A 26613-nucleotide genomic window follows, 5' to 3' on the forward strand; every position below is an offset into this window, starting at 1 on the left:
CCTTCGGTCGTCGGTCGCGCACGGTGCACGTCCTTCTCCCAGCAGCGTGAAGCGTGGGGAGCGCGCACGGTGGTGGCGGTGGGGACTGAGTAGGTAGCGGCGGCGCAGCGACCAGCGGCTTTACCGATGCCCGAGGCGAACTTGAGGTCGTCCGGCCGCGACTGAGTCCACCGTCCCGTGCCGAGGCCGCACTGACCCTCGCCCGGGCGACGAGGGCCCGAACGTCGTCGGGGCCAGCGAACCTCAGCCCTGCGCCCGACGCTGGCGGACCGCCTCGTACAGCACGACCGTCGTGGCGCTCGCGGCGTTGAGCGAGCTCGCCGAACCACCCATGGGGATGCTCACCATGACGTCGCACGCCTCGCGCCAGCCCGCGCTCAGCCCGGTCGTCTCGTTACCGGTGAGGACGAGCGTCGGGCCGGTGAGGTCGTGGTCCGCGAGCTCGACGTCGCCGTCCTCATCCGTGCCGAGGATCGTGAGCGGGTGACCGGCGTCGCGCTGCGCCGCGACCCAGTCGAGCACCTCGCGGCCCGACGGGACGCGCACCGTCGGCACCGAGAAGATCGACCCGGTGCTCGCGCGCACGGCGCGCGGGTCGTAGGGGTCCGCGGCGTGTCCCGCGACGACGAGGCCTGCGCCGCCGAACGCGTCGAGCGAGCGCGCGACCGTCCCCACGTTCCCCGGGCTCGTGGGCCGGTCGAGCACGACGCCGAGAAAGCTGTCGCCCACGGCGAGCCGGCCCAGGTCGTCCGGCGGCATCGCGACGACGGCGAGCAGCTCGGGCACGTCGTCCTCCTTGCCGCCGAGCTCGCGCAGGAGCTCGGTCGACACGGCGAACTGCTTCGCCCGGACGCGGTCGAGCATCGTGTGCGCCCACGAGGACAGCGTCCGGTCGGCGTCGACGAGCCAGGTGCGCACGGTCCAGCCCGACTCGACGGCGAGCGTGATCGGCCGGACGCCCTGGACCACCATCTCGCCGGCCCGGTGCCGCTTGGTGCGGTTGGTGAGCAGCGCCTCCCACTGCTGGAACGCCGCGTTGCGGGTCGTGACGCGCTGCACGCTCAGGCCTCCTGGGTCGTGGTCGTCGAGGGTGCCGTCGCGGAGGCGCCGGCAACCGCGACGCGCGGCAGACCGCCCGTGAGCGCGGCCGGCTCGGCCGCGTCGGCCTCGCGCGCGGCGCGCTCGACCGCCGCGGCGACCAGCGTCGTCACCTCGGGGTTGAACACGCTCGGGATGATGTAGGTCGGGTTGAGCTGGTCCTCGTGGATCGCCGACGCGAGCGCGCGCGCCGCGGCGAGGAGCATGCCGTCGGTGATGCGGTGCGACTGAGCGTCGAGCAGGCCGCGGAACACACCGGGGAACGCGAGCACGTTGTTGATCTGGTTGGCGAAGTCGGAGCGTCCGGTGCCGACGATCGCCGCGTGCTTCGCCGCCTCGACGGGGTCGACCTCGGGCCGCGGGTTCGCCATGGCGAAGACGATCGCGCCGGGTGCCATGCGCGCGACGTCGTCGCCCGTGATGACGTCGGGCGCGGAGACGCCGATGAACACGTCGGCGTCCACGACGGCGTCGCGGAGCGTCCCGGTGACGCGGCGCGGGTTGGTGTTGACCGCGGTCCACGCGAGCGACGGCGAGAGGCCCGGCCGTCCGGGGTGCACCACGCCCTCGACGTCCGCGACGACGACGTCGTGCGCGCCCGCCGCGAGGAGCAGCTTGAGCACCGCGGTGCCGGCGGCGCCCGCGCCGGACAGCACGATGCGTACGTCGGGCAGCTCCTTGCCGACGACCTTGAGCGCGTTCGTCAGGGCGGCGAGCGCGACGATCGCCGTGCCGTGCTGGTCGTCGTGGAACACGGGGATGTCGAGCTCGGCCCGCAGGCGCGCCTCGATCTCGAAGCAGCGCGGCGCGGAGATGTCCTCGAGGTTGATGCCCGCGAACACGGGAGCGATGGCCTTGACCGTCCGGACGATCTCGTCGACGTCCGTCGTGTCGAGCGCGATGGGGAACGCGTCGATGTCGGCGAAGCGCTTGAACAGCGCGGCCTTGCCCTCCATCACCGGGAGCGACGCGAGCGGGCCGATGTCGCCGAGGCCCAGCACGGCCGACCCGTCGGTGACCACCGCGATGGTGTTGCGCTTGATCGTGAGGCGCCGGGCGTCGTCGGGGTTCGCGGCGATGGCCTCGCACACGCGCGCGACGCCGGGCGTGTAGATCATCGACAGGTCGTCGCGGTTGCGGATCGGCACCTTGGACTCGATCTTCAGCTTGCCGCCCAGGTGCAGCAGGAACGTGCGGTCGGAGACGCGCTCGACGACCACGCCGTGCAGGGCGCGCAGCGCCTCGACGATCTGGCCGGCGTGCTCCTCGCCGCGCGTCGCGACCGTGACGTCGACCGTGATGCGCTCGTGGCCCGACGCCGTGACGTCGAGCGCCGAGACGATCCCGCCGGTGTGCTCGATCGCCGTCGTCAGCTCGCTCACGGCGGTGGGGCGCGCCTCGACCTGGAGGCGGACGGTGATGGAGGAGGAGACACTCGGCGCGGACGTCATGGGCCCCAGTATCGGCCTCGCGCGGCACGTCGTGCACACGCGCCGCGCACGACGACGGCGCCCTCTCGGACGCCGTGGTCGCCAGCGGGTGGCGGCTAGCAGGCGCGCTCGCTCCAAGTCGCTGCAACGGTTCGGGGGGCCGTCGTGGCCTGGTCCGCCCGGTCAGCGAGTCCTTCGGTGGACTGTCCTGCGCGTGGGTACCGCCGTCGTGCTGTTGTCCTTCCATGACAGCCCCCGCAGCCGCCGAGCGCAAGCGTTCGGCGGGACGTGCACACCGTGTTCTACGGCTGTTCGAACCGGCGGCGCCGCAGCCCTCGCCACACGAGCCAGACCGCGAGCCCGACGGCGACGAGGCCCGCGGCGGCGAGGGCCGGCGTCGTCGCGGCGAGGTGCGAGCGCAGCGCGACGGGCTTGGTGAACGTCAGGCCGCCCCAGCCGTGCTCGGCGGCCAGGCGTCGCAGCGCGCGGTCGGGGTTGACGACGAACGCGTGCCCGACGACGCCGAGCATCGGCGCGTCCGTGACCGAGTCGGAGTACGCGTAGCTCGCCTCGAGGTCGTAGCCCTCCCGGTCGGCGAGCTCGCGGATCGCGGCCGCCTTGTTCTCCCCGTACGCGTAGAAGTCGATCCCGCCCGTGTACCGGCCGTCCTCGACGGCCATGCGCGACGAGATGGTGTGGTCCGCGCCCAGCACCGCGGCGATGGGCTCGACGACCTCGCTCCCGGAGGCAGAGACCACGACGACGTCGTGCCCGTGCTCGTGGTGCGACTCGATGAGCTCGACCGCCTCCGCGTACACGACGGGGTCGATGTGCTCGTGCAGGGTCTCCGCGACGATCCGCGACACGGTGGCGACGTCCCAGCCGGTCACGAGGCTCGACAGATGGGCGCGCATGCGCTCGGTCTGGTCGGCGTCCGCGCCGCCGACCATGAAGAGGAAGTGCGCGTACGCGCTGCGCAGCACGTCGGTGCGGTTGATGAGCCCGCCCGCGAAGAAGGGGCGCGAGAACGCCGCGGCGGACGACGTCGCGATGATCGTCTTGTCGAGGTCGAAGAACGCGGCGACCCGGCCGTGCCGGGGCTCCGGCGCGGACGTCGGGTCCGGGTGCGGGGTCACGGTCGCGAGCCTAGCCGCGGATCGTCGCCGTCCACAGGTGCGCTCGCCGACGCTCGTGTCCACAGGCGCGACGTCCGACGTGGCGCCGGCGCCGGTCCGGCGTCCAGGGTGTCGCCACGGATCCGGAGGAGGGAGGGCGCGTGGGAGCGGTCGTGGGGGTGGTCGGCGCACGGGGCGGTGCCGGGGCGAGCGTCGTCGCGGCGGCCCTCGCGCGCGGTGCGGCCCGACGGCGGGTGCCCACGTGCCTTGTCGACCTCGCCCTCGTCGGGGGCGGGCTCGACGTCCTGCTCGGCGTCGAGGAGGAGCCCGGCGTGCGCTGGCCCGACCTCACGGACGCGCGCGGCCGCCTGGACGGCGACGAGCTGCTGGCCCGCCTGCCGCGCTGGAGCGCGGTGCCGGTCGTGAGCACCGAGCGCGGCAGCGGCCCGGAGCCGGCCGCGCTCGCGGACGTGGTCGCCGCCCTCGCCGACGTCACGGCGGCACGCTCCGGCGTCCTCGTGCTCGACGTCGACCGCGCCACGCTCGCGGCGGGCTCGAGCACGCACGGACTGCTCGAGGCGTGCGACGAGGTGCTCGTCGTGACGCCGCTCGACGTCCTCGCGGTGGCGGGGGCGGCGGCGGTCCGGGACCGGCTGGACGTCCCGGCGGCGCTCGTCGTGCGTCGTCCGGCGCCGGGGCGGCTGTCAGGAGCGGAGGTCGCCGACGCCGTCGGGCTCGACGTCGCGGCGACCGTGCGCTGGGACCGCGGGCTCGCGGGTGCGATCGAGCGCGGCGCGGGCCCCGGCGCGGCTCGCGGCCCCGTCGAGCGCGCGGGTCGCGCGCTCGCCGCGCGATACGTGCGAGCCACGGCGTGAGCGCGCGGACGGGTGGCACGTCGGGCGCGCTGCTCGACGGCGTGCGGGACCGCCTCGTGCGGACGGCGCCCGGGACGGACGGTGCGCGGGGGACCGTGGGCACCGGCGCTCCGCCGGACGACGCCGCGGTCGCCGCGGCGCTGCGAGCGTCGGGCCGGGTGCTGGGCACGACGGCGTTGCGCGAGCTGACGCGCACGGCCCGCGCCGAGCTCTACGGCGCGGGCGCCCTCCAGCGGTTCCTCGACGAGCCGGGCGTCACCGACGTGCTCGTGAACGGGCCGCACGACGTGTGGGTCGACCGCGGCCACGGCCTGGAGAAGGTCGACGTGCCGCTCGGCGGGCCCGACGACGTCCGGGCGCTCGCGGTGCGTCTCGCCGCCGCGGGCGGTCAGCGCCTCGACGACGCGTGCCCGGTCGTCGACGCGCGGCTGCCCGACGGGACGCGGCTCCATGCCGTCGTCGCGCCGGTGTGCGCCGCGGGCGCGGTGATCTCGCTGCGCGTCCTGCGGACCCGCACGTTCGGCCTCCGCGACCTCGTCGCGAGCGGGACCGTCCCGCCGGTCTGGGAACCGATGTTGCGCGCTCTGGTCGCGCGGCGCGCGAGCGTGCTCGTCTCCGGCGGCACCGGTACGGGCAAGACGACGCTTCTGGCGGCGCTCCTGGCCCTCGTCCCGACCGACGAGCGTGTCGTCTGCGTCGAGGAGGCCCGCGAGCTCGACCCCGACCACCCGCACGTCGTGCCGCTCACCGCGCGCCGGCCCAACGTCGAGGGCGCGGGCGGCGTCGACCTCGCGGACCTCGTGCGCGCGGCGCTGCGCATGCGGCCCGACCGGATCGTGCTCGGCGAGTGCCGCGGCGCGGAGGTGCGCGAGGTGCTCATGGCGCTCAACACCGGCCACGAGGGCGGTCTCGCGACCCTCCATGCCAACGACGTCGAGGTGGTCCCCGCACGGCTCGAGGCGCTCGCGGCGCTCGCGGGCATGGACCGCGCGGCGCTGGCCGCGCAGGCGGTCGGTGGTCTCGACGTCGTCCTGCACCTGCGGCGGGTGCGTGCGGCGGGCGGGACCCGGAGGGTGCTCTCGCAGGTCGGCGTCGTGCGGCTGGACGAGCGGGGCGCGCTCCGGGTCGACGTCGCCGGGTCGTGGGACGGTGCGGGCGAGCCGCTGCTCGGCGCGGCGTGGGCCGAGGTCGCGGGCCGGTGGTGGCCGTCGTGAGTCGGGTGGGCGCCATGAGTCGGAGGCCGGTGTGACGGCCGTCGTGGGCGTGCTCGTCGGGACGGCGGTGTGGTGCGTGCTCGCGCGCGGCGGGCGCAGCGCGCGCTCCGCCGCGGGCCTCGCGGCTGCCCGTGCCGTGGCTCTCGCGCCCCGAACGGGACGCCGCACCGCGTCGTCGCCCGAGCTCGTCCGGATGGTGGTGGCGCAGGTGGGGGCGCTGCTCCGCGCCGGTGCCGCCCCGGGCGCGGCGTGGGCACGCGCCGTCGGGGTAAGAGTGGACCCGTCCGGCGTGCCGCGGGTCGCGGACCTGGCGCCGCACGTGGGCGGTGCCTCGACCGCACGCGCTCTGGTCGCGGCGTGCCGCCTCGCGGTGGAGGTCGGGGCGCCGCTCGCGGCCGTGCTCGAGGAGGTCGCCGCGTCGGTCGCCGCCGACGACGAGGCCCGCGCGGAGCGCGAGGCGGCGCTCGCCGGCCCGCGCACGACCGCGCGCGTCCTGCTGTGGCTGCCTGCGGTCGGGGTGCTGCTCGGCTACGTGCTCGGGGCGGACCCGCTCGGCACGGCGACCGACGGCGGTCTCGGGTCCGTCGGCGTGCTCCTCGGCGTCCTCCTGCTCCTGGCGGGGCGCACGTGGTCCGCGCGGCTCGTCGAACGCGCGCGGGCCGCGGGGGAGGACCGATGACGGCGCTCGTCGTGGCGGGCTGCCTCCTCGTCGCCGTGTCGCCGTGGTGGGCCGCGCGGTCCGCCGTCGAACGGCGTGCGGCCCGTGCGGGCCGCGCGGCCACGGCGACGGCCGGCGCGACGGAGTCCACCGGCGAGCATGTCGAGATCGGCGTGCTCCTCGAGCTCCTCGCGGCAGCCGTCCGCGCGGGCGCGTCGGTGCCGCGAGCCCTCGGTGCGGTCGGTGCGGCCGTCGGCGGTCCGGACGGCGCCGCGCTGCGGGCAGCCGGCGCCGCGCTCGTCCTCGGGGCGTCGTGGGACGCCGCGTGGTCGGCTTGCCCGGAGAGGGTCGTCGTCGTGCAGCGGGCGCTGCGGCCGGCCTGGGTGCACGGCGCCGCACCAGCGCCGTCGCTCCGGGCCGCGGGCGAGACGCTGCGCCAGGACCGCACAGCGGCCGCGAAGGCGGCCGCAGGCCGCCTCGCCGTGCACCTCGTCCTCCCGCTCGGTGCGTGCTACCTCCCAGCGTTCGTCCTGGTCGGGCTGCTGCCGGTGCTCATCTCGCTCGGGTCGGGCCTCCTCGGCGGTGGGTAGCCGTGGACACGCCCCCGCGTGCAGGACCCGGGCATGTCGACGGCGTACCTTCGTCTGTGTCGGAGCCGTCACCACCTCGATCGGAGAGGAACACATGCAGGGGGACATGCTGCAGCAGCACGCGCGAGACCGTGCTGAGGAGCTGCCCGGCGCCGGTCTGGAGCACCCGTCCGTCCCGACTGGGAGGTGTTCACGGTGCGGGGCAAGGTCTTCCTGCTCATGACCGAGACCAGGGGCGAGCCCGTCGTCATCGTCAAGGCACACCCGGAGGGCGCCAGGGCGCTCCGGGACCAGCACGAGGACATCACGCCGGGGCACTACCTCGACAAGGTGCACTGGATCTCCGTCGGCCCGGGGCGCGGCGTCACGAAGCGGCTGGTCGACGACCTGGTGCAGGGCTCCTATGACCTCGCCTCCGACCGCCGGAAGCCGTCGGCGTGAGCGGACAGCATCGACGAGCCGGCTCCCGGGCGGCGTTCGGAGCCGTGCTGGGTCTCGTCCTGACGGCGGGGTCGGGCTGCGCCGTCTTCGGCACGGGCGAGCGGACGGCGTACTGCCAGCCCGGGAATCCTGTGGTGACGCCGCAGTCCGTCACCCCGGGCGGGGAGCTGCAGGTCGAGACCGTGGGGAGCGACGACGGTGTGGGCTGCGAGTCGAGCATGCCTGCCAACGCGCGCTACGAGGTGCGGATCACGTCCGTGGAACCGGTCGAGGACCCGGAGCAGGACCGTTATACGGAGGTCCTCGGATCTCTGGACCCGAGCGACGACGGCGATGCCGGGGGAACGGTCCGCGTTCCCGACGATGTGCCGGTCGGCGCGGCCGAGGTGTCGCTGAGCCTCCAGGGCGCCCCGACCGTCTGCGACGTCGACCCCACGATCGGGTGCGCGAAGAACCCCTTCGCGCCGGTCGAGGTCACCGACCGAGACGTCACCGACTGAGCGGCACCGGCGACGTCCGCCGGCTCGCCGTCCGTCCCCGCCGAGGGCACTACGTCTCGGCGCCCCCGCCGAGGAGCTCACGCCGTCGCCGCTCGAGGTGCGCCCGCTCGACGCGGTTGCCGCATCTCTCGACGGCGAGGTCGAGCGCGGCGAGCGCCTCGTCGGTCCGCCCGGCCCGCGCGAGAAGCTCTCCCCGCACCGCGGGCAGGCGGTGGTGGTGCGGCAGCGCGACGTCGAGACCGTCGAGGAGGGTGAGCCCGGCCTCGGGCCCCGACGCCTCGGCCACCGCGACCGCGCGCGCCAGCCGCACGACGGGTGAGCCCGTGTGCTGCTCGAGCTCGGCGTACAGCGCGGCGATCGCGCCCCAGTCCGTCGCCTCCGCCGTGCGCGCGGTCGCGTGCAGCGCGGCGACCCGCGCCTGGAGGAGGTGCTCGCGCGCGAGCCCGGTGACGTCGTCGGGCACGGACGCGAGGACCGCCAGCCCCGCGGCGATCTCGTCGTCGTGCCAGCGGGCCCGGTCCTGGTCCGGGAGCAGCACGAGCCCGCCGTCCGGACCCGTGCGCGCGTCGCGGCGCGAGTGCTGGAGGACGAGCAGTGCCAGGAGGGCCCGCACGGCGGGACGTCCCGGGAGCAGCTCGTCGAGCAGGCGGGCGAGCCGGATCGCCTCGCCCGCGAGAGCCACCCGCACGAGGTCCGGCCCTGTCCCGGGCGCGTACCCCGCCGTGAACGTGAGGTAGAGGACCGTCACGACGACGTCGAGCCGTTCCTCGAGGCGGTCGGGCGCCGGGACCGCGAACGGGATGCCCGACGCCGCGAGCCGCTTCTTCGCGCGCGTGATCCGCGCGGCCATCGTGGCCTCGGGCACGAGGAAGAGGCGGGCGATGTCGGGCACGCCCAGCCCGGCGACGAAGCGCAGCGTGAGAGCCGCACGCGCCTCGGGGGCCAGCGCGGGGTGGCAGCACGCGAAGACGAGGCGCAGCCGCTCGTCGGGCACGTGGGCGCCGTCGTCTGCATCGGCACCGGTGTCGGCACCCGGTTCCCCGGGACCGGGCCGCGCGCGCTCCTCCACGACCATGAGCGGCTCCTTCCGGAGGGCGACGGCCTCGGCACGCAGGCGGTCGAGGACCCGCCGGCCGGCCGCGGTGCGCAGCCAGCCGGCGGGGTTCGCGGGGACGCCGCCGACCGGCCATGTGCGCGCCGCGGCCGCGAACGCGTCCGCGAGGGCGTCCTCGGCGAGGTCCGGGCGCCGGTACCGCGCGACGAGCGCGGCGAGCAGGCGGGCCCAGTGGTCGCGCCAGGCCGCCGCGAGCGCGTCGTCGGTGCTCACGTGCGGGCCGGTATCACAGGCCGTCGGAGTCGACGACGGGCCGGATCTCCACGGTGTACGGAGGCAGGAGCGTGACGGTCTCGATCGCCGCGTCGAGGTCGGGCAGGTCGACGACGTAGAAGCCGCCGAGCTGCTCCACCGTCTCGGCGAAGGGGCCCTCGGTGACGACGACCGCGTCGCCGTCGCGCCGGACCGTCGTCGCTGCGGACACCGTGCTCAGCGCCTCGCCGGAGACGATCCTCCCGCGCTCGCCCACCGCCGTCGCGAAGGCCTCGTGACGACGCCCGTACTCGGCGCGCTCCGCCTCGGTCGCGCGCTCCCAGACCTGCTCGTCCTCGTGGAGGAGGACCATGAACCTCACGACGCGGCCCCGGCGGCCCCGGCGGCCCCGACGACCGTGGCGTCGGCAGGGGGCTCGGCGCTGCCCTGCTCGTTCTCGGCGACGCTCGCCCGGAGCTCGAAGGTCTCCGGGCTGCCCGCGAACGCCTCCCCGATCACGCGGACCAGTCCGTCGACGTCGTCCGTCGTCACGACGTAGTACCCGCCCACCTGCTCGGCGAGCTCGGCGTACGGTCCCTCGGTCACGAACGCCGCCTCCTGCGCGGCGGCGCCGGGCCGCACGACCCGCGCGTCCCCGGACCTCCGCAGCTCGGCGCTCGCGGTGATCACATGGCCCTCCGCGGCGGCGAGGCGCGTGAACTCGTCGTGCCGGTGCATGTACTGCGCACGCCGCTCGGCGTGCTGCTCGGGTGCGGAGGCCAGCGCGCCCCAGGCGGTCTCGTCGTCGTGGATGAGGAGGAGGTACTCGGTGCTCATGGCGTCTCCAGATGTCGTGCGTGCGCCCGGGTGCCGGACGCGAACCCCGACGGGGCTCTGACTCCTTGACGCGCGAGACCCGCCCGGATCGACACCACCGCGAGACCGGGTGGTATCGACTCACTGTGCCAGAGGGTGGTGGGCGTCCGCACCGGCAGAAGAGGGCGCCACAGCTCGCGGGTCCACCCGGGTGAACGAGCTCCGGCCCGGATGGTCGAGCACCGACCCGGTGGACGGGCACCGGCGCGGATCCGCGCCGGTGCCCGTCCTGGCCGTCCACAGACCCGGCCTGGGGACGCTCGTCCACCGTTGGTCCGAGGCACTCGTCGCCCGTCCACGGTTGCCCGGCACAGTGGCCTCGCACGCCCGCGACCGCGGGCCACGAAGGAAGGGGTCGACCATGACGGGACAGGCACGACGCGCGCTCACGCGCCTCACGGGGAGGAGCACGGGGCAGGACGCGGAGGCAGGCCTGGCGACCGCCGAGTACGCGATCGCGACGGTGGCGGCGGCCGGCTTCGCCGGGCTGCTCATCGCGGTGCTCCGGAGCGGCGAGGTGCGCGAGCTGCTGCTCGGCATCGTGCGCAGCGCGCTCTCGCTGGGCTGAGCCGTGCGACGGGACGAGGAACCGGTCCTGCGGCCGAGGCGCGTGCGTCGGCGACAGCGAGCCTTGTCGACCGATGCGACCGATGCGACCGATCCGGCCGGGGCGACGGGGCGGTGCTGCCCTCCCGCTTCGCGCTGGAGGCCGTCGCGCGACGATCGGGAGCGCGGTGCCGTCACGGCCGAGCTCGCTGTCGCGCTGCCGGCGGTCGTCCTCGTCCTCGTCGCCGTCCTCACCCTCGCCGCGGCGGCGGGCGCCCAGATGCGGTCCGCCGACGCGGCGAGGGCAGCCGCCCGCGCGGCCGCGATCGGGGAGGCCGACGACGTCGTGCGGGCGACCGCTCATCGGGTGGCCGGGGACGGTGCGGACGTGAGCGTGGTGCGCGGCGACCCGTGGGTCGAGGTCCGCGTGACGACGCCGGTCGTCGGCGGCTGGTTGTCCGCGACGCCGCTGCGCGCCAGCGGCGAGGCCGTCGCCTGGGTCGAGCCGTGACGGACCGCCGCCGCGGACGACGGCGCGACCTCGAGCGGGGCGCGGGGACGGTCCTCGTGCTCGGCGTGGTCGCCGCCGTCCTGGTCCTCGCGCTGGGCCTCGGCGCGCTCGCGCACGCGCAGGCCGCGCGCGGTCAGGCCCAGACCGGCGCGGACCTCGCCGCTCTCGCCGCGGCAGCAGCGGCGCGCGACGGCTGGGACGCCTGCGCCCGCGCGCAGGAGGTCGCGGCGCGCAACCGCGTGACCGTCAGCGCCTGCGACGACCAGGGCGCCGGCGTCGTCCGCGTCGACGTGGAAGCACAGGCCGGCATCACCGTCCTCGGCGTCCCGCTCGGCCGCGCGACAGCGGCTGCTCGTGCAGGCCCGGCAACAGCCCGCTGACTGGGCCCGGACCAGGGTTCTCCTTCGGCGGACCGCGGTGCTCCTTCGGCGCGCCTCGGGTCTCCGCGGGGGCGTGCGCGAGCACCGCGTCGAGGAGGCGTACCGCGGCGGCCTTGTCGAGCGGCGCGTTGTACGACCCGCACTTGGGGGACTGCACGCACGCGGGGCAGCCGTCGGCGCACGGGCAGCGGTGGATCGCGTCGCGTGTCGCACGCAGCCACGTGGCCCCGAGCTCGTACCCGCGCTCCGCGAAGCCCGCCCCGCCGGGGTAGGCGTCGTAGACGAACACGGTCGCCTCGCCGGTGTCGGCGTGCAGCGCGGTGGACACGCCGCCGAGGTCCCAGCGGTCGCACGTGGCGAGGAGCGGGAGGAGCCCGATCGACGCGTGCTCCGCGGCGTGCAGCGCACCGGGCAGCTCGTCGGCATCGACGCCGGCCTCCTCGACCACGGACTCGGGAACGGTCCACCAGACCGCCATCGTGGGCAGCGTCCGCTCGGGCAGGTCGAGGGTCTCGGTGCCGAGGATCTGCATGTCGAGCAGGCGGCGGCGCTGGAAGCTCACGACCTGCGAGCTCACGTCGACCGGCCCGTACCCCCAGCGGACGGGTCCCCACGACCGTCCGACGACGTCCCGCCCGGCGGCGACGTCGCCCGCGTCGGGTTCGTCGACGATCTCGATCGCCGTCGTGGACCGGGACCAGGTGCCGTGGTCGACGTCCTGGCGTCGGACGAGGGCGACGTGGTCGGAGAGGTCGAGGTGCTCGACGACGTAGGTGGCGCCCTGGTGGACGTACACGGCGCCGTCGTGGACGGATCCGTCGGCGGAGGCGGCGTCGACCGTGCCGAGGAGGCGGCCCGTGCGCGCCTCGGCGACCCGCACGGGGGTGCCGCCGGAGCCGCGCAGGTCCGTCATGCGGGTCGCGGGCTGCGCGTGGGTCCAGTACCAGCCGGACGCGCGGCGCCGGAGCGCCCCGCGCGCGACGAGGACGTCGAGCAGCCCGCGGACGGCGGCCGGGTCGCCGAACGCGGGGAGGTCGTCGGTGCGCAGCGGGTTCTCTGCGGCGGCGGCGCACAGGTGGGGCGCGAGCACGTAGGGGTTCGCGGGGTCGAAGACGGTCGCCTCGAGCGGCGCGTCGAAGATCGCCTCCGGGTGGTGGACGAGGAACGTGTCGAGGGGGTCCTCGCGCGCGACGAACGTGACGAGGCCGTCGGCTCCCGCGCGCCCGGCGCGCCCGGCCTGCTGCCACACGGACATGCGGGTCCCCGGCCACCCGGCGATGAGGACGGCGTCCAGCCCCGAGATGTCGACGCCGAGCTCGAGCGCGTTGGTCGTCGCGAGCCCGAGCACGTCACCGGTGCGCACGGCTTCCTCGAGCTCGCGGCGCTCCTCGGGCAGGTAGCCGCCGCGGTAGGCGGCGACGCGGCGCGCGAGCCGCGGGTCGACGACGCGCACGTGGTCCTGCGTCTGGGTCGCGACCGACTCCGCCCCGCGGCGCGAGCGGGTGAACGCGAGGGTGCGCGCGCCCGCGACGACGAGGTCGGCGAGGAGGTCGGCGGCCTCGGCGGTCGCGCTGCGGCGCGGGTGCTCGGGCGCCTCGTCGACCGTCGTGGGGACCGTCGGGTCGTCCGCGCGCTCCTCGGGCGAGAGCGTCGCCTCGGCGCTGAAGGGGTTGCCCCCGACGACCGGGGGCTCCCACAGCACGAACGTCTTCTGGCCGGCGGGCGACGTGTCGCCCGCGACCGTCACGACGTCGTCGGGCTCGACCCCGACGAGGCGCGCCGCGCTCGCGCCGGGGTCCGCGGTCGTCGCGGACGCGACCACGAACGTCGGGGGCGGGTCGCCGTCCTTCGCGTAGTGGGCGGCGAGCCGGCGCAGGCGCCGCAGCACGAGCGAGACGTGCGCGCCGAACACCCCGCGGTAGGCGTGCCCCTCGTCGACGACGACGTAGCGCAGGTCGCGCAGCAGCCGCGACCAGCCGCGGTGGTTCGGCAGGAGCGCGAAGTGCAGGAAGTCGGGGTTGGTGAGCACGACGTCGGCGTGGTCGCGCACCCAGCGCCGCTCCTCCTGGCCGGTGTCGCCGTCGCACGTGGCGACGCGCAGGTCGCTCGCCCCGGACGCGTCGAGGAGCCGCTGCAGACCGGAGAGCTGGTCGGCGGCCAGCGCCTTCGTCGGTGACAGGTAGAGCACCGCGCCCCGCCGCGCCACGGACTCGATGCGCCCCGGGTCGAGGAGGCGCGCCGCGGCGTCGGCCCGGACTGACGTGAGCGCGGGCAGCCAGAACGCGAGCGACTTGCCCGACCCCGTGGACGTCGCGAGCGCGACGTGCCGGCCCGACCACGCGGCGTCGGCGGCGACGACCTGGTGCTCCCACGGGCGCTCGACACCGAGCGCCCGGTAGCCCGCGACGAGCGACGTGTCGGCCCAGGCGGGCCATTCGCCCTGCGTCCCGGGTCGGGCCGGGAGCTCCCGCACGTGCAGCACACGCTCGTCGCGCCGCCCGCGGGCGCGCAGCACGTCGAGCAGCGTCGCGCTGGTCGGGCGCAGGTGGGTCGTCGTGGCGGCGTTCGGCACGTTCCGAGTCTCCCACCGACGGCCCACCCTGCGGTTCCCGCCCGCCGTGCATGCCGTCGTCGCCCGTCGGCGGCCCCGGACGAGCCGCAACCGCATGGCCGGCGGTGCGGGTCAGCCGCGGAAGACCTCCACGACCGCCCGCGACAGGTACCAGGGGTCCACGGCGGCCGTGAGCTCGCGCGCCGAGTGCATGGACAGGATCGGGACGCCGACGTCGACGGTCCGGATCCCGAGGCGCGTCGCCGTGAGCGGGCCGATCGTCGAGCCGCACGGCACCGTGTTCCGCGAGACGAACTCCTGGCTCGGCACCCCGGCCCGGGCGCACGCGCGCGCCCACGCGGCGGCGCCGTGCGCGTCGGTCGTGTAGCGCTGGTTCGCGTTGATCTTGAGGATCGGCCCGCCGCCCGCGAGCGGCCGGTTCGCCGGGTCGTGGCGCTCGGGGTAGTTGGGGTGCACCGAGTGGCCGACGTCGCTCGACACGCACAGCGACGCCGCGAGCGCCCGGTGCCGCTCCTCCTCGCTCGCGCCGAGCCCGGCGGCGATCCGGTCGAGCACGTCCGCGAGGAACGGCCCCGACGCGCCGGACCGCGACTCCGACCCGATCTCCTCGTGGTCGAACGCGGCGAGCACGGGGATCACGTCGCCCTCGACGGGACGGTCGGGCGTGCCGGCGGCCTCGATCAGGGCGACGAGCCCGGCGTGCACCGAGAGCAGGTTGTCGAGCCGGCCGGACGCGAGGAACGCGTCGCGCGCGCCGAACACCCGGGGCGACTGCGTGTCCGCGACGACGACGTCGTACCCCCCGATCTCGCTCGCCCGCACCCCGGCGTGGTGCGCGAGCTCGGCGAGGACGTCGCCGCCGGCGACCCCGCCCGCAGCCCCGCCCGCCGCGTCCGACGTGGCCGGCCCCGCCGCCGCCGCGAGCCCCCACACCGGCTGCGTGTGCTGCTGCTTGTCGAGCGTCAACCCGTCGTTGGCCGCGCGGTCGAGGTGGATCGCGAGCTGGGGGACGCGCAGGAGCGGGCCGGTGCGCACGAGGTGCTCGACGCCGTCGGACGTGACCACGCGCCCCGCGAGCTCGAGCTCGCGGTCGAGCCACGAGTTGAGCAGCGGGCCGCCGTAGATCTCGACGCCCGCCTGCCACCAGCCCTCGCGCACGACGCTCGGCCGCGGCTTGAGCTTGAACCCCGGGGAGTCGGTGTGCGCGCCGAGGACCGCGAACGGCGTCGTCCCGCTCGCGCCCGCGGGCACCGCCCAGGCGATCACCGCGCCGTCGCGCACGACGACGTAGCGCCCGCCCGCGGCCGCGTCGCCCGGCGCGGTCGTCCCGGAAGGCCAGGCCGCGGTCTCGTCGAGCCGGGCGAACCCCACGGCCTCGAGACGGCGGGCGACCTCGTGGGCCGCGTGGTACGACGACGGCGATGCCTCGACGAACGTCGCGAGGTCGCTCGCGTGCGCGAGGGCGCGGTCGTGGACGGTCGGGTCGGTCGGGGCGGGAGAGCTGGGCGTCGGCACGGGCTCCACCCTACGCACGCCCCGCACCCTCCGTAGGGTGGTCGGCGTGCCACCTCGCGACACCCCTGCCGACGCCCGCCCCGTCGTGTGGGTCGTCCTGCCGGGCCTCGCGCTCGCTCCCGAGGACTTCGCCCAGCTCGCCCGGGCGCTGCGCTCCGCCGGCGAGGCGGACGACGTGCGCGTCCTGGACGCGTGGCGCACCTCGGTCACGGGGCCGGTGGACGCGATCCGGGCGGCGCTAGGGCTCGACGGCTCCCGACCGGTCGGCGTCGTCGTGCACTCGGTGGGCGGGCTCGCTGCGATCGAGTGGGCCCTGCGCCACCCTGGCGAGGTGCGGCGCCTCGTGCTCCTCGACCCCACCAGCCCGTGGGAGCGGCACCTGCCGGCGCTCCACACGGGCCGTGCTCTCGCGCGGGCGGGCACGACGACGGCCCGCCGACTGGCGGGGGCGCTCGCGGCGACCGGACCGGTGCTGCGCCGCGCCGCGGTCCACTGGGTCGCGCGTCGACCCGACACCCTTCCTCCCGACGTCGTCCGCGCCCGCTACGGCACCCGGGACGTCTGGCCGATGCTCGCCGGGGAGTGGTTCGGGAGCTGGGAGCAGGCGCCCCGTGTGCGCGGCCTGCTCGACGCCGGGCGGCGCGTCGTGCCGGCTGCCCGCCCGGTCCTCGTCACCGGGCTGCGCGCGAGCGCGCGGTTCCTGCGCGAGCAGCGCGAGCTGTCCGAACGCCTCGGGATTCCGCGGGTCGGGCTCGCCGGCGAGGCGCACCTCTTCCCGATGACGCGGCCCGACGCCGTCGCGCTCCTCGCCCACGACGCCGCCGTCGGCTGGGGGAGCGTCAGTCGCGAGGTGTGATCGCGCCGTCCCTGTCGAGCGTCACCGCGACACCCTCGCCGACGACCCACGCGGCGTAGTCCGCGCCGGACTCCGTGAGGACCCCCTGGTAGGGCACGAGGTCGTAGTCGCCCGGCGGGACGGGGGTCGTGAACCGGCCGTCGCCGTCGGGACTGCAGTAGTCCGTCGGAACCGCCTGGGCGTCGAGGTTCATCGACTGGTCGGCGGCGAGCTCGAGCTGGAGCGGGGACTCCAGGGCGTTCGGCCCCACCGCGACGACGACGTCGTCGCGCACCCACGCCACGGGACCGGCGCTCGCGACGACCCCGGAGAACCTCTCGGCACCCGTGTTCGTGAGCGACGTGTCGAGCATGCCCGGGACGTCGGCGCTCAGCCCGCGCGACGTGAGCGTCAGCCCGGGGTCGCCGAGCGCCGCGAGGTCGTCGGCGCGCATCCCGCAGGAGACGGGCGTGCCGTCGAGCCAGGGCGGCTGGTACTCGAGGACGTCGAGGGTCGTCGGACCGTCGCCTACGTCGAGACGAACGGGACCTGCCGCGAAGGAAGCCTCGCCCGCACCCGGAAGGAGCGTCGCCCGTGCGTACACGTCGTACGTCCCCGGTGCGAGCGGGTCACCGGTCTCGCACGAGACGAAGAGCGCGTCGACCCGGGGACCGGAGGAGTCGTTCACCACGGCGGACTCCTGCGACGGGACGACCGGTTCGTCGGGTACGCCGACGACCTCCAGCCCGCGCGTGGCGACGAGGTCCACGTCGTCGAGCCGCACCGTGTGGCCGGGACCGACCGCGCCGCCCGTCACGCGTAGCATGCCGTCCCAGCGGGACCCCGCGGGGACGCGGGCGTCCCCCTCCAGAACGACCATGTAGGCAGGGTCGAAGGGGGGCGAGACCTCGGACATCGGGTCGAGGTCGACGGTGGTGCCGCACTCGGCGGCGACCTGCGTCGGCGGATCCGCGGGGAGCGGCTCGCTCGTGTCCCATGCGGGAAGACGCGTCGCACCCGCGGCGAGCACGGCGGCGACGCCGAGCGTCGCGGCGCCCAGGGCCGTCTTCTTCAGAGCCCGTCGGCGCCGGACCCGAGCCCGGACGAGAGGCAGGCCCGCGGAGAGGTCGCCCGCCACGCCGCCGGACGAGGGGCCGGGGACGTCCTCGGCCAGGGCGTGCAGCGCCCGGGCGAGGGCCTCGCCCTCGTCGGGCGTCGGGTCCCGGTCGTCGCGCGCGTGCTGAGTGCTCATCGTGCTCGCCTCCCGCCTCGTGGTTGTGCAGATCGTGTCGTCGTGTGGTCGTCGGTCGCCTGCAACGCGACCTGCATCGCCGCCATCGCATCGTGCAGGTGACGCTTGACCGTGCCCTCGGCGCTGCCGAGGGCCGCCGCGACCTGCGGGACGGTGAGGTCCTCGACGTACCGCAGGACGACGCACGCACGCTGGCGCGGGGTCAGCGCGGCGAGGGCGGCGGCGACGTCGACCCGGGCCGTGGCCGCCGCCTCGGGGCCGCGCACGGCGTCGTCCGTCGCGACGAGGTGTCGCACACCCGTCCATCTGCGTCGTCGCCGGTAGCCGTCGAGGTACAGCGTGAGGATCGCGCTGCGCACATATCCCTCGGTGGACGCGATCTCGGCCCGGCCCGACGCCGCGGCGTCGAGGTCCACGGTCCGGACGGCACCCGTGCGCGCGGGCGGTCGACGCAGCCGGGAGAACACCTTGACGAGAGCGTCCTGCACGAGGTCCTCCGCCTGCTGCGCGTCGCCGCACAGCAGGTACGCGTACCCGGTGAGCGCCCGGCCGCGCCGCGCGACGAGGTCGCTCAGCTCGTCGTCCCAGTGCGTCACCCTCGCTCCTCCGTACCCGTCGACCGTCCGTCCACAGATCATGACGTCCGCCGGACGAGAACCGTTGGGGCCGCCCTCCCGGTGCGCTCTCGAGACGCGAGAAGTGGCCCCTCCGGGCCGTTGCCGAGGGGCCACCTCTCACGTCTCGCCGACTCTGTCAGGTGATCGTCAGGGTCACCGGGGCGGAGACGAGCCAGCCGCTGTAGACGCCTCCGCCGCCGGGCGTCACGTTCTCCGCGCCCCACGACCCGTCCTGCTGCTGGAGGGAGTACGACGCCAGCATCCACGGGTGGACCACCTGCACGGTGTACTCGCCTGGCGGCAGCTGCGCGCCGGACGACGTGCCCCACTCGCACGACTCCGCCGTCGTGACGACGTGGTCGAGCCCGAGCGCCGAGCCGGGCTCGAGCACCGTGTGGTCGTAGGAGTCGGTGGCAGGCATCGTGGAGCTGACGATCACGCCGTCTCGCGCGACGACGTACGCCCGGAGCCACCGGAAGTCCACCGTCTCGGTGCGTGCCGTCGTCAGGCCGGCGAGACGGACGGGCAGCGTGGTCTCGCCCCCCGAGGCGACGCTCGCCGACGCCGGGACCTCGAGGCGGGCGAGGAGCTCGTCGCCCGTCGGCGCGGGGGCGGGCATGCCGCACTGCAGGTCCTCGTACGACGGCGCGGCGGGGAAGGTCGTCGTGAGTCCGGGGAACGCCCCCGGGACGGGGTCGGACGCCGGCCCCTCGGGCCCGTCGGGCTCCGCGGCGGCAGGGTCCGGCGCGATCGTGAAGGGGACCGCAGCGGACACGAGCCACCCGTCGAACAGCGGAGCACCCGCGTCCGGGGCGGTGACCGGCGCGCCCCAGGCGCCGTCGCGGTCGAGCGCGTACGACGACACGACCCACGGGACGACGACCACGAGCTCGTAGTCGCCCGGCTGGAGCGACGGCGAGTGCGACGTGACGCCGTCCGGGTCGCACCCGGCGAACGAGTCCACCGGCACGGCGAGGTCGACCACCTGGCCGTCGGCGAGGTCGACCGCGCCGACGCCGTCGCGGAGCCGGGACGTCGCGGACGAGACGACGACCCCGTCCTGCACGACGACGTACCCCGGGAGCGCTGTCGGGTCGAGGACGCTCACCCGGGCGCCGTCGTCGACGGTCACGCGGGCCGCGACGTTCACGAGGCTCTGCGACGCCACGGAGACGTCGGCGTCGACGATCGCCGCGGTGGCGAGGAGGTCGGTCCCGGTCGGGGTGGGCGCGGGCGCCTGGCAGAGGAGCGCGTCGGTCGTGACCGGCACGGGGAAGGCGGCGCGATGCGTCGGGATGGGGTTCGGCGTCGGCTCCGGGCTCGGGGCGGGTGCGGGCAGGACGGGCCGGGGGTCGTCGACGAGCACCGCGTTCGCGCCGACCCCGACCGCGCCGACGGCGAGCACGGCGGCGACACCCGCGAGCGCCGCGCGGCGCCGTCGGGCGTGGCGCACGCCGGCCCGCAGCCGATCGGCCGCGGCGGCGTCGTCCCGCACGGGGGTGACCTGCTCGGCGACGGCCCGGAGGGCGTCGTCGAGGTCGAGCGGTCCGGGGTTCGTGGGGCGGTTCATCGCGCACCTCGCTGGACGATGGTGGTCGGGCCCGGGAAGGGCCCTGACGGCGGGACGGGCGGGGCTGGTGCGGCCGGGCGACCCGTGGTCGGGGTGACCGGCGTGACGGCCAGGTCGTCGTCGGCGCTCCGGACCGGGCCGAGCCGTGCGGCGAGCCTGCTGTTCGCGTCGCTCAGGTACCGCTTGACGGTGCCCTCGCTCAGCGAGAGCCGGTCCGCGACCTCGCGGACCGTGAGGTCGGAGTAGTAGCGCAGGACGACGCACGCCCGCTCGCGCGGCGAGAGGACGTCGAGCGCCTCGACGACGTCGAGCCGCGCCTCGACCGGGTCCGTGCGACCGGTGGGGTCGGGTGGGGCGAGCAGGTGCCGGACCCCGTCCCACCGTCGCCGTCGCCGGGTCCCGTCGAGGAATCCGGTGAGGATCGCCCGTCGGACGTAGCTCTCGGCGAGGGTGAAGTCGGTCGCGGCGCGCCCGCGCCGGAACGTGCGGAAGAGGGCGTCCTGCACGAGGTCCTCGGCCTCCGTGACGTCCCCTGTGAGCAGGTAGGCGTAGCCCACGAGGGCACGACGCCGCGTGCGGACGATCTCGTCCAGCACGTCTTCCCATCGCGCCATCGCGATCGCCTCCCGTTCCTGGAACCACTGTCACCCCTCTCAACGACCGGGTCGAGCATCCGGTTGGGGGCGATCCACGATCCGGGGGATCTCACCCTCGGTACCCGACGCCGGTGCCGACGCCGCGGCGGACGCGTCGGCCGTGGAGGTCGTGCTTGTGACGTGGTGCACGAAGGGTCGTGACGCACGCCACACGTGCGTAGACTCCTCCCCATCGCACCGGCAGGGGCCTGGTGCGATGGTCGTCGCAGTCGTCAAGGAGGACGGATGCTCACGCTCGGTTCCGAAAGTCTCACCATCGTCGCCGTGATCGCGGTGATCGGCCTCGTCGCGCTGGCCTTCGCGTTCGTCCTGCGCAGACAGGTCCTCACCGCGGACGAAGGCACGACCAAGATGCAGGACATCGCGCTGGCGGTCCAGGAGGGCGCCAGCGCCTACCTGAACCGCCAGTTCCGCACGCTCGCGCTGTTCGCGGTGATCGTGTTCGGCCTGCTGTTCCTCCTGCCCGGCGACGGCGGGATCCGCATCGGTCGCTCGGTCGCCTTCCTCGTCGGCGCAGGGTTCTCGGCGGCGATCGGCTACCTGGGCATGTGGCTCGCCGTGCGCGCCAACGTGCGCGTCGCCTCGGCGGCGACGCGGCCGGGCGGACGCACGGAGGGCGCGCGGATCGCGTTCCGTACGGGCGGTGTCGTCGGCATGTCGGTCGTCGGCCTGGGCCTGCTCGGCGCCGCGGGCGTCGTGCTGCTCTACAAGGGCGACGCGCCGGCCGTCCTCGAGGGGTTCGGCTTCGGGGCGGCGCTGCTCGCGATGTTCATGCGCGTCGGCGGCGGCATCTTCACCAAGGCGGCGGACGTCGGGGCGGACCTCGTCGGCAAGGTCGAGCAGGGCATCCCCGAGGACGACCCCCGCAACGCCGCGACGATCGCGGACAACGTGGGCGACAACGTCGGCGACTGCGCGGGCATGGCCGCGGACCTCTTCGAGTCCTACGCCGTGATGCTCGTCGCGGCGCTGATCCTCGGCAAGGCCGCGATGGGCGAGCAGGGGCTCGTGTTCCCGCTGATCGTCACCGCGCTCGGCGCGCTCGTCGCCGTGCTCGGCGTCTTCATCACCCGCGTGCGCGGCCAGGAGAACGGGCTCAAGGCCATCTACCGCGGGTTCTACGTCTCGGCGCTCATCGGCGCGGTGCTCGCGGCCGTCGCCGCGTTCGTCTACCTGCCGTCGTCGTTCTCCGCGCTCGGCGGGACGGCAGACCTCGGCGAGCTGTCCGGTATCGCGGCGGACCCGCGCGTCGTCGCGAGCCTCGCCGTCGTCATCGGCATCGTCCTCGCCGGCATCATCCTGTGGATCACGGGCTACTTCACCGGCACGACGTCGAAGCCCACCCTCCACGTGGCCGCCACCTCGCGCACCGGCGCGGCGACCGTCGTGCTCTCCGGCATCGGCGTCGGCTTCGAGTCCGCGGTCTACACCGCCGGCGTGATCGCCGCGGCGATCTGCGGCCTGTTCCTCCTGGCCGGCGGCTCGGTGTGGCTCGCGCTGTTCCTCGTGGCGCTCGCGGGCTGCGGCCTGCTCACCACGGTCGGCGTCATCGTCGCGATGGACACGTTCGGCCCTGTCTCGGACAACGCGCAGGGCATCTACGAGATGTCGGTCGGCGAGGCCGGCGACGGCGACCCGGAGGCCGCGCAGATCCTCACCGACCTCGACGCGGTCGGGAACACGACCAAGGCCATCACCAAGGGCATCGCGATCACCACCGCGGTGCTCGCCGCGACGGCGCTCTTCGGGTCGTACGCCGACGCCGTCAGCCACGCGATGGCCGACGTCCAGGAGATCGGCGGCGGGCTCGTCACCTCGATGCTCGAGTACTCGATCATCTCGCCCGTCACGCTCGTCGGCGTGATCCTCGGCGCCGCGACGGTGTTCCTCTTCTCTGGTCTCGCGATCGACGCGGTGACGCGCGCGGCCGGGGCGATCGTGTTCGAGGTGCGCCGCCAGTTCCGCGAGCACCCCGGGATCATGACGTACCAGGAGCGTCCGGAGTACGGGAAGGTCGTGGACATCTGCACGCGCGACTCCCTGCGCGAGCTCGCCACACCCGGCCTCCTCGCCGCCTTCGCCCCCATCGCGGTCGGGTTCGGCCTCGGGGTGGGGCCGCTGGCGGGGTTCCTCGCGGGTGCCATCGGCGCGGGCGTGCTCATGGCGGTCTTCCTCGCCAACTCCGGCGGGGCGTGGGACAACGCGAAGAAGATCGTCGAGGACGGGGCCTACGGTGGCAAGGGCTCCGAGGCGCACGCGGCGACGGTCATCGGTGACACGGTCGGCGACCCCTTCAAGGACACCGCGGGCCCCGCGATCAACCCGCTCATCAAGGTCATGAACCTCGTGTCGGTGCTCATCGCCCCCGCGGTCGTCCTCCTGAGCGTCCCCGCGGACGCCAACCACGGCCTGCGTATCGGCATCGCGGTCGTCGCGGCGGCGATCGCGTTCGGCGCGGTCATCATGTCGCGGCTGCGCGCCGCGCGCGTGGACCGCGAGGAGGCCGACGTCGAGCCCCAGCGGGTCGTCACGAAGGCCTGACCGCGACGACGCGCGAGGCGAGGGTGCCCGGGTCCGCCCCGGGCACCCTCGTCCGTCTCGGCCGACCGCCGGGTCAGCCCTTGACGGCGAACGGGGCGCGCAGGAGCACCTCGTCTCGCGACGACGGCCCGACGAGGAGCTCGAAGTCTCCCGGCTCGACGACACGGCGACCCTGGGCGTCGACGAGCGTGCAGTCGGTGACGGGCACGGCGAGGTCGACGGTCGCCGACTCCCCGGGGGCTAGCGTGACCTTGCGGTACGCCTTGAGCTCCTTCTCCGCCCACGTGACGGACGTGACCGTGTCGCTCACGTAGACCTGCACGGTCTCGCGCATGGGACGCGTCCCGGTGTTGGTCAGCGTCACCTGGGCGCGCACGACGTCGTCGAGCCCGTGCACGGACCCGAGGACGCGCAGGTCGGCGTACTCGACCGTCGTGTAGCTCAGGCCCTCGCCGAACGCGAACGCCGGCCGCTGCGTGAGGTCGGCGTAGCGGTCGCCGTGCTGGCCGCGGACGGTGTTGTAGTGCGTCGGCTGCTGGCCCGCGTGGCGCGCGAACGAGATCGGCAGGCGCCCCTCGGGCTCGATCCGCCCGAGCACGAGCTCGGCGACGGCCTGCCCGCCGCACATGCCCGGGTTGGCAGCCCAGACGATCGCCGCGGCGTCGTGCGCCGAGGGCGGCAGCACGAGCGGCTTGGACGCGACCACGACCACGACGACCGGCGTGCCGGTCGCCACGAGCGCGTCGAGCAGCGCGACCTGGCCCCCGACGAGCTCGAGCGTCGCGGTCGACCTCCCCTCGCCCACGAGCTCGATGCGGTCGCCGACGACGGCGACTGCCAGGTCCGCGTCGCGCGCCGCGGCGACGGCCTCGGCGATCAACGCGTCGTCGGGCGCGGCCGGGACCACGACCTGGGGGCGCGGCTGCCCGTCGGGGAACAGCTCGCCCTCGGGGTCGGGCTCGAGCGTGAGGATGTCGGCGCCGCGCGCGTGCGTCACGGTCCAGCCCTCGGGCACGAGGGCGCGGAAGCCGTCGAGCACCGTCGTCGTCATCTCGCGCGGGTGGCCGTCGGGCAGCCAGTCGGCCTGGCCCGACGCGCCGGCCCAGTCGCCGAGCTGCGTGTGGTCGTCGTCCGCGTTGGGCCCGACGACGGCGATCCTCCGGGCGCGTCCGTCGACCGTGAGCGGGAGGGTGCCGTCGTTGGCGAGGAGCACGAGCGAACGGCGCGCCACCTCGAGGTTGACGGCCGCGTGCTCGGCGGAGGCGATGACGGCCTCCTGGCGCGCGACGTCGGGGCGGCGCGGGTCCTCGAAGAGGCCGAGCCGGAACTTCAGCGTGAGGATGCGGCGCACCGCGGCGTCGATCGCCGACTCGTCGACGAGACCGCGAGCGACCGCCTCGAGCGCTCCGTCGTAGAAGCGCGGCGTCGTCATGATCATGTCGTTGCCCGCGCGCACGGCGGCGGCCGACGCGTGCACGTAGTCGGGCTGGATGTGCTGCTCCCAGACCATCCGCCCGACGTTGTCCCAGTCCGTGACGAGCGTGCCGGTGTAGCCCCACTCGCCGCGCAGGACGTCGTCGAGCAGCCAGCCGTTGACCGTGACCGGCACGCCGTCCATGGACTGGTAGCCGAGCATGAACGTCGCACAGCCCTCGCGCGCGACCCGCTCGAACGGCGGCAGGAACCACGACCGCAGCTTGCGCTGCGAGATGTCGGCCTCGCTCGCGTCGCGCCCGCCCTGCGTCTCCGAGTACCCGGCGAAGTGCTTCGCGGTCGCGAGCACGCCGGTCGTGTCGTGGAGGCCGTCGCCCTGGTAGCCGCGCACCATCGCGGACGCGAGCTCGCCGATGAGGTAGGGGTCCTCGCCGAACGTCTCGTCGACGCGCCCCCAGCGCAGGTCGCGGGCGATGCACAGCACCGGGGAGAAGGTCCAGTGGATGCCGGTCGCGGCGACCTCGACGGCGGTCGCGCGCGCGACGCGCTCCACGAGCTCGGGGTCCCACGTCGCGGCCATGCCGAGCTGGGTCGGGAAGATCGTCGAGCCCACCCAGAACGAGTGCCCGTGGATGCAGTCCTCGGCGACCAGCAGCGGGATGCGCAGCCGGGTGCGCTCGACGAGCGTGTGCGCCTCGAGCACGTTCTCGGGGGACGTGTGCAGCAGCGACCCGGCGTGCCGCTCCTCGATCGCCGGGCCGACGCCGTCGCGCGCGTCGAGCTGCAGCATCTGCCCGACCTTCTCCGGGAGCGTCATGCGGCCGAGGAGGTCCTCGACGCGGTCGGCCACAGGAAGGGCGGGGTCGAGGTAGGGGAGGGTGCTCACAGACGGTCCTTCCACGGCGACGGCGAGGGTTCGGGGCGTGCGCGCCAGACGGTCACCACCGACGCGCTCGGGCCCGGGCGCCGTCACTCTACCGGCAAAACTGAATAACCGGTAAGTAAGTTTGAATCCTCAGCGCCAGTGGTCGAGGAAGCGCGCGACGGTCTCCGTCGCGTGGTCCAGCACGTGTCCGTCCTCCGCCGCGGCAGCAGACAGGAGCGCCGCGTCGACGACGTGCGCCACGAGGTCGACGTCCGACACGTGCGCGTGGCCCGACGCCTCCAGCACGGTGCGCGCGGCCTCGAGCAGGCGCGGGCGCGACGCGCGCATGATCGGCCGCAGCGCCGGGTCGCGCATCGCCGTGAGCATCGGGTCGAGGCGCACGTCCACCACCGTGTCGTCCACGTGGGGGGCGTACAGCGTCTCGATGAGCTCGCGCGCCGTCGCCGCGCTCGAGCGAGGCTCGCTGGGCAGCGCGTCCGCGCGCTCCTGCGCCGCGGTCGCACGCACGTCCTCCGCGGCCTCGACCGCCGTGGAGACGAGCGACGCGCTCGTCGGGAAGTAGTACGACGCCGACCCCTGCGGCACACCGGCCGCACGTGCGACCTGGCGGTGGGTGACGGCGCCGAAGCCCTGCTCGATGAGCAGGTGCGCAGCCGCCTGGACCATCGCGCGCTGACGCTGCGCGCTGCGTCCCTGGACCGTGGCGCGGGCCCCGTGCGTCGCCCCGGCACCGATGCTCGCCGCGCCGTGCCGCGCGGTCCGGCCGTCGGTCCCTGCTCCCTCGTCCACGCGGCCATCGTATGAGGGCCCCGCCGCCCGACAGGACGTCACGAGGTAGAACCGTGGTCGCACGAGGGAGAAGCGCGGTCTGCCGAGGTAGAACCGTGGTCGGGCGAGGTAGAACCGTGGTCGCGCGAGGTAGAACCGTGGTCGTGCCCGACGGCGCGTGGCCGGCTCGGGTGGTCGGGGTGGGTGGTGGTGCCGCGTCTATCATCCGCGCCGCTCGTTCCTCGCGGCGCTCCCGCCAGGCCCGTCCACGACGCGGCACCACCACCCACCCCGCCCGACGTCGTCTCACCCTGGCCGTGGCTCACCCCGGGCACTGCCCGCGGTGTCGGGCTTGCGCGCGCCGCGCCGCGGGGCGTGGCGCCGCGGCGCCGCGGCGTTGAGCAGGTGGGTCGTGGCGCGTCCTGGG

At 75.3% G+C, this 26613-nt stretch carries 25 protein-coding genes; 11 read left to right on the top strand and 14 right to left on the bottom strand.

Going from position 1 to position 26613, the window contains the following annotated elements:
- Positions 1-243 precede the first annotated feature (243 nt).
- From ACMXGY_RS03965 to ACMXGY_RS03975, 3 genes are all read right to left on the bottom strand, one after another.
- A complete protein-coding gene (locus tag ACMXGY_RS03965; RefSeq protein WP_483776780.1) occupies positions 244-1065 on the bottom strand; it encodes a TrmH family RNA methyltransferase in 822 nt (273 codons plus the stop codon).
- Positions 1062-2549 carry an NAD-dependent malic enzyme gene (locus ACMXGY_RS03970; RefSeq protein ID WP_483775587.1) on the bottom strand — a complete coding sequence of 496 codons (1488 nt, stop codon included), beginning with the start codon at positions 2547-2549 and terminating at the stop codon, positions 1062-1064. The genes ACMXGY_RS03965 and ACMXGY_RS03970 overlap by 4 nt, the downstream gene beginning before the upstream one ends.
- Before the next feature lie 281 nt (positions 2550-2830).
- Complete coding sequence (locus ACMXGY_RS03975) at positions 2831-3664, bottom strand: HAD family hydrolase (RefSeq protein ID WP_483775588.1); 834 nt, start codon at positions 3662-3664, stop codon at positions 2831-2833.
- Between the two features lie 140 nt (positions 3665-3804).
- Here ACMXGY_RS03975 and ssd point away from each other — a divergent pair, with 140 nt between their 5' ends.
- The 6 genes from ssd (at position 3805) to ACMXGY_RS04005 (ending at position 7921) form a co-directional block, all read left to right on the top strand.
- Complete coding sequence (ssd, locus tag ACMXGY_RS03980; protein ID WP_483775589.1) at positions 3805-4518, top strand: septum site-determining protein Ssd; 714 nt, start codon at positions 3805-3807, stop codon at positions 4516-4518.
- Positions 4515-5732: a TadA family conjugal transfer-associated ATPase gene (locus tag ACMXGY_RS03985; protein WP_483775590.1), complete on the top strand. Its 1218-nt coding sequence runs from the start codon at positions 4515-4517 to the stop codon at positions 5730-5732. The genes ssd and ACMXGY_RS03985 overlap by 4 nt, the downstream gene beginning before the upstream one ends.
- A gap of 31 nt (positions 5733-5763) precedes the next feature.
- The gene (locus ACMXGY_RS03990) at positions 5764-6411 is read left to right on the top strand and encodes a hypothetical protein (protein ID WP_483775591.1); all 648 of its coding nucleotides are present in this window, start codon (positions 5764-5766) and stop codon (positions 6409-6411) included.
- A complete protein-coding gene (locus ACMXGY_RS03995; RefSeq protein ID WP_483775592.1) occupies positions 6408-6980 on the top strand; it encodes a type II secretion system F family protein in 573 nt (190 codons plus the stop codon). Before ACMXGY_RS03990 ends, ACMXGY_RS03995 begins: the two co-directional genes overlap by 4 nt.
- Positions 6981-7166: 186 nt before the next feature.
- Positions 7167-7421: an MmcQ/YjbR family DNA-binding protein gene (locus ACMXGY_RS04000; RefSeq protein WP_483775593.1), complete on the top strand. Its 255-nt coding sequence runs from the start codon at positions 7167-7169 to the stop codon at positions 7419-7421.
- Entirely contained in the window at positions 7418-7921 is a 504-nt protein-coding gene (locus tag ACMXGY_RS04005) for a hypothetical protein (RefSeq protein WP_483775594.1), read from the top strand. The genes ACMXGY_RS04000 and ACMXGY_RS04005 overlap by 4 nt, the downstream gene beginning before the upstream one ends.
- Positions 7922-7970: 49 nt before the next feature.
- Here the strand turns inward: ACMXGY_RS04005 and ACMXGY_RS04010 are convergent, their stop codons facing one another.
- From ACMXGY_RS04010 to ACMXGY_RS04020, 3 genes are read right to left on the bottom strand one after another with little or no spacing between them, the layout of a single operon-like run.
- The gene (locus ACMXGY_RS04010) at positions 7971-9248 is read right to left on the bottom strand and encodes an RNA polymerase sigma factor (protein WP_483775595.1); all 1278 of its coding nucleotides are present in this window, start codon (positions 9246-9248) and stop codon (positions 7971-7973) included.
- A gap of 13 nt (positions 9249-9261) precedes the next feature.
- Entirely contained in the window at positions 9262-9600 is a 339-nt protein-coding gene (locus ACMXGY_RS04015) for a YciI family protein (protein ID WP_483775596.1), read from the bottom strand.
- Positions 9601-9605: 5 nt separating this feature from the next.
- A complete protein-coding gene (locus ACMXGY_RS04020) occupies positions 9606-10064 on the bottom strand; it encodes a YciI family protein (protein WP_483775597.1) in 459 nt (152 codons plus the stop codon).
- A 400-nt stretch (positions 10065-10464) separates the two neighbouring features.
- On the opposite strand from ACMXGY_RS04020, the gene ACMXGY_RS04025 reads away from it, so the two are divergent.
- The 3 genes from ACMXGY_RS04025 to ACMXGY_RS04035 all read left to right on the top strand — a co-directional run bounded on the left by ACMXGY_RS04025 (position 10465) and on the right by ACMXGY_RS04035 (position 11540).
- The gene (locus tag ACMXGY_RS04025) at positions 10465-10671 is read left to right on the top strand and encodes a DUF4244 domain-containing protein (RefSeq protein ID WP_483775598.1); all 207 of its coding nucleotides are present in this window, start codon (positions 10465-10467) and stop codon (positions 10669-10671) included.
- Positions 10672-10734: 63 nt separating this feature from the next.
- Positions 10735-11160 carry a TadE family type IV pilus minor pilin gene (locus tag ACMXGY_RS04030; protein ID WP_483775599.1) on the top strand — a complete coding sequence of 142 codons (426 nt, stop codon included), beginning with the start codon at positions 10735-10737 and terminating at the stop codon, positions 11158-11160.
- On the top strand, positions 11157-11540 hold the full coding sequence (locus ACMXGY_RS04035; protein ID WP_483775600.1) for an Rv3654c family TadE-like protein: 384 nt from the start codon (positions 11157-11159) through the stop codon (positions 11538-11540). Before ACMXGY_RS04030 ends, ACMXGY_RS04035 begins: the two co-directional genes overlap by 4 nt.
- Here ACMXGY_RS04035 and ACMXGY_RS04040 read toward each other — a convergent pair.
- Positions 11470-14112, bottom strand: coding sequence for a DEAD/DEAH box helicase (locus ACMXGY_RS04040; RefSeq protein ID WP_483775601.1), 2643 nt, complete (start codon positions 14110-14112; stop codon positions 11470-11472). The two genes, ACMXGY_RS04035 and ACMXGY_RS04040, sit on opposite strands and share 71 nt — an antisense overlap.
- A 111-nt stretch (positions 14113-14223) precedes the next feature.
- Positions 14224-15627, bottom strand: a complete 1404-nt coding sequence (locus ACMXGY_RS04045; RefSeq protein WP_483775602.1) for a M18 family aminopeptidase — start codon at positions 15625-15627, stop codon at positions 14224-14226.
- A 46-nt stretch (positions 15628-15673) separates the two neighbouring features.
- On the opposite strand from ACMXGY_RS04045, the gene ACMXGY_RS04050 reads away from it, so the two are divergent.
- Positions 15674-16483: an alpha/beta fold hydrolase gene (locus ACMXGY_RS04050; RefSeq protein WP_483775603.1), complete on the top strand. Its 810-nt coding sequence runs from the start codon at positions 15674-15676 to the stop codon at positions 16481-16483.
- On the opposite strand, the gene ACMXGY_RS04055 is transcribed toward ACMXGY_RS04050, so the two are convergent.
- The 4 genes from ACMXGY_RS04055 to ACMXGY_RS04070 form a co-directional block, all read right to left on the bottom strand.
- Positions 16467-17714 carry a hypothetical protein gene (locus ACMXGY_RS04055; protein ID WP_483775604.1) on the bottom strand — a complete coding sequence of 416 codons (1248 nt, stop codon included), beginning with the start codon at positions 17712-17714 and terminating at the stop codon, positions 16467-16469. The two genes, ACMXGY_RS04050 and ACMXGY_RS04055, sit on opposite strands and share 17 nt — an antisense overlap.
- Positions 17711-18310: an RNA polymerase sigma factor gene (locus ACMXGY_RS04060; RefSeq protein WP_483775605.1), complete on the bottom strand. Its 600-nt coding sequence runs from the start codon at positions 18308-18310 to the stop codon at positions 17711-17713. Before ACMXGY_RS04060 ends, ACMXGY_RS04055 begins: the two co-directional genes overlap by 4 nt.
- Positions 18311-18467: 157 nt before the next feature.
- Entirely contained in the window at positions 18468-19901 is a 1434-nt protein-coding gene (locus ACMXGY_RS04065; RefSeq protein WP_483775606.1) for a hypothetical protein, read from the bottom strand.
- Positions 19898-20515 (bottom strand): sigma-70 family RNA polymerase sigma factor, encoded by a 618-nt coding sequence (locus ACMXGY_RS04070; RefSeq protein WP_483775607.1) that lies wholly within the window; start codon positions 20513-20515, stop codon positions 19898-19900. Before ACMXGY_RS04070 ends, ACMXGY_RS04065 begins: the two co-directional genes overlap by 4 nt.
- 267 nt (positions 20516-20782) lie before the next feature.
- Here ACMXGY_RS04070 and ACMXGY_RS04075 point away from each other — a divergent pair, with 267 nt between their 5' ends.
- Positions 20783-23098, top strand: a complete 2316-nt coding sequence (locus ACMXGY_RS04075; protein WP_483775608.1) for a sodium-translocating pyrophosphatase — start codon at positions 20783-20785, stop codon at positions 23096-23098.
- A gap of 73 nt (positions 23099-23171) precedes the next feature.
- Here ACMXGY_RS04075 and ACMXGY_RS04080 read toward each other — a convergent pair whose 3' ends face one another.
- Both ACMXGY_RS04080 and ACMXGY_RS04085 read right to left on the bottom strand, forming a co-directional pair.
- Positions 23172-25418 carry an exo-beta-d-1,3/1,6-glucosidase gene (locus ACMXGY_RS04080; protein WP_483775609.1) on the bottom strand — a complete coding sequence of 749 codons (2247 nt, stop codon included), beginning with the start codon at positions 25416-25418 and terminating at the stop codon, positions 23172-23174.
- Positions 25419-25547: 129 nt separating this feature from the next.
- Positions 25548-26207 carry a TetR/AcrR family transcriptional regulator gene (locus ACMXGY_RS04085; RefSeq protein ID WP_483775610.1) on the bottom strand — a complete coding sequence of 220 codons (660 nt, stop codon included), beginning with the start codon at positions 26205-26207 and terminating at the stop codon, positions 25548-25550.
- Positions 26208-26613 lie beyond the last annotated feature (406 nt).

It is taken from the genome of Cellulosimicrobium sp. G4 BAM 1002 (assembly GCF_057126935.1).

Coding starts and splice junctions, on each gene's coding strand:
- ACMXGY_RS04055 (WP_483775604.1), bottom strand. CDS start 17,714: ATGAGCACTCAGCACGCGCGCGACGACCGGGACCCGACGCCCGACGAG.
- ACMXGY_RS03970 (WP_483775587.1), bottom strand. CDS start 2,549: ATGACGTCCGCGCCGAGTGTCTCCTCCTCCATCACCGTCCGCCTCCAG.
- ACMXGY_RS04015 (WP_483775596.1), bottom strand. CDS start 9,600: ATGGTCCTCCTCCACGAGGACGAGCAGGTCTGGGAGCGCGCGACCGAG.
- ACMXGY_RS04070 (WP_483775607.1), bottom strand. CDS start 20,515: ATGGCGCGATGGGAAGACGTGCTGGACGAGATCGTCCGCACGCGGCGT.
- ACMXGY_RS04025 (WP_483775598.1), top strand. CDS start 10,465: ATGACGGGACAGGCACGACGCGCGCTCACGCGCCTCACGGGGAGGAGC.
- ACMXGY_RS04075 (WP_483775608.1), top strand. CDS start 20,783: ATGCTCACGCTCGGTTCCGAAAGTCTCACCATCGTCGCCGTGATCGCG.
- ACMXGY_RS04020 (WP_483775597.1), bottom strand. CDS start 10,064: ATGAGCACCGAGTACCTCCTCCTCATCCACGACGACGAGACCGCCTGG.
- ACMXGY_RS03995 (WP_483775592.1), top strand. CDS start 6,408: ATGACGGCGCTCGTCGTGGCGGGCTGCCTCCTCGTCGCCGTGTCGCCG.
- ACMXGY_RS04065 (WP_483775606.1), bottom strand. CDS start 19,901: ATGAACCGCCCCACGAACCCCGGACCGCTCGACCTCGACGACGCCCTC.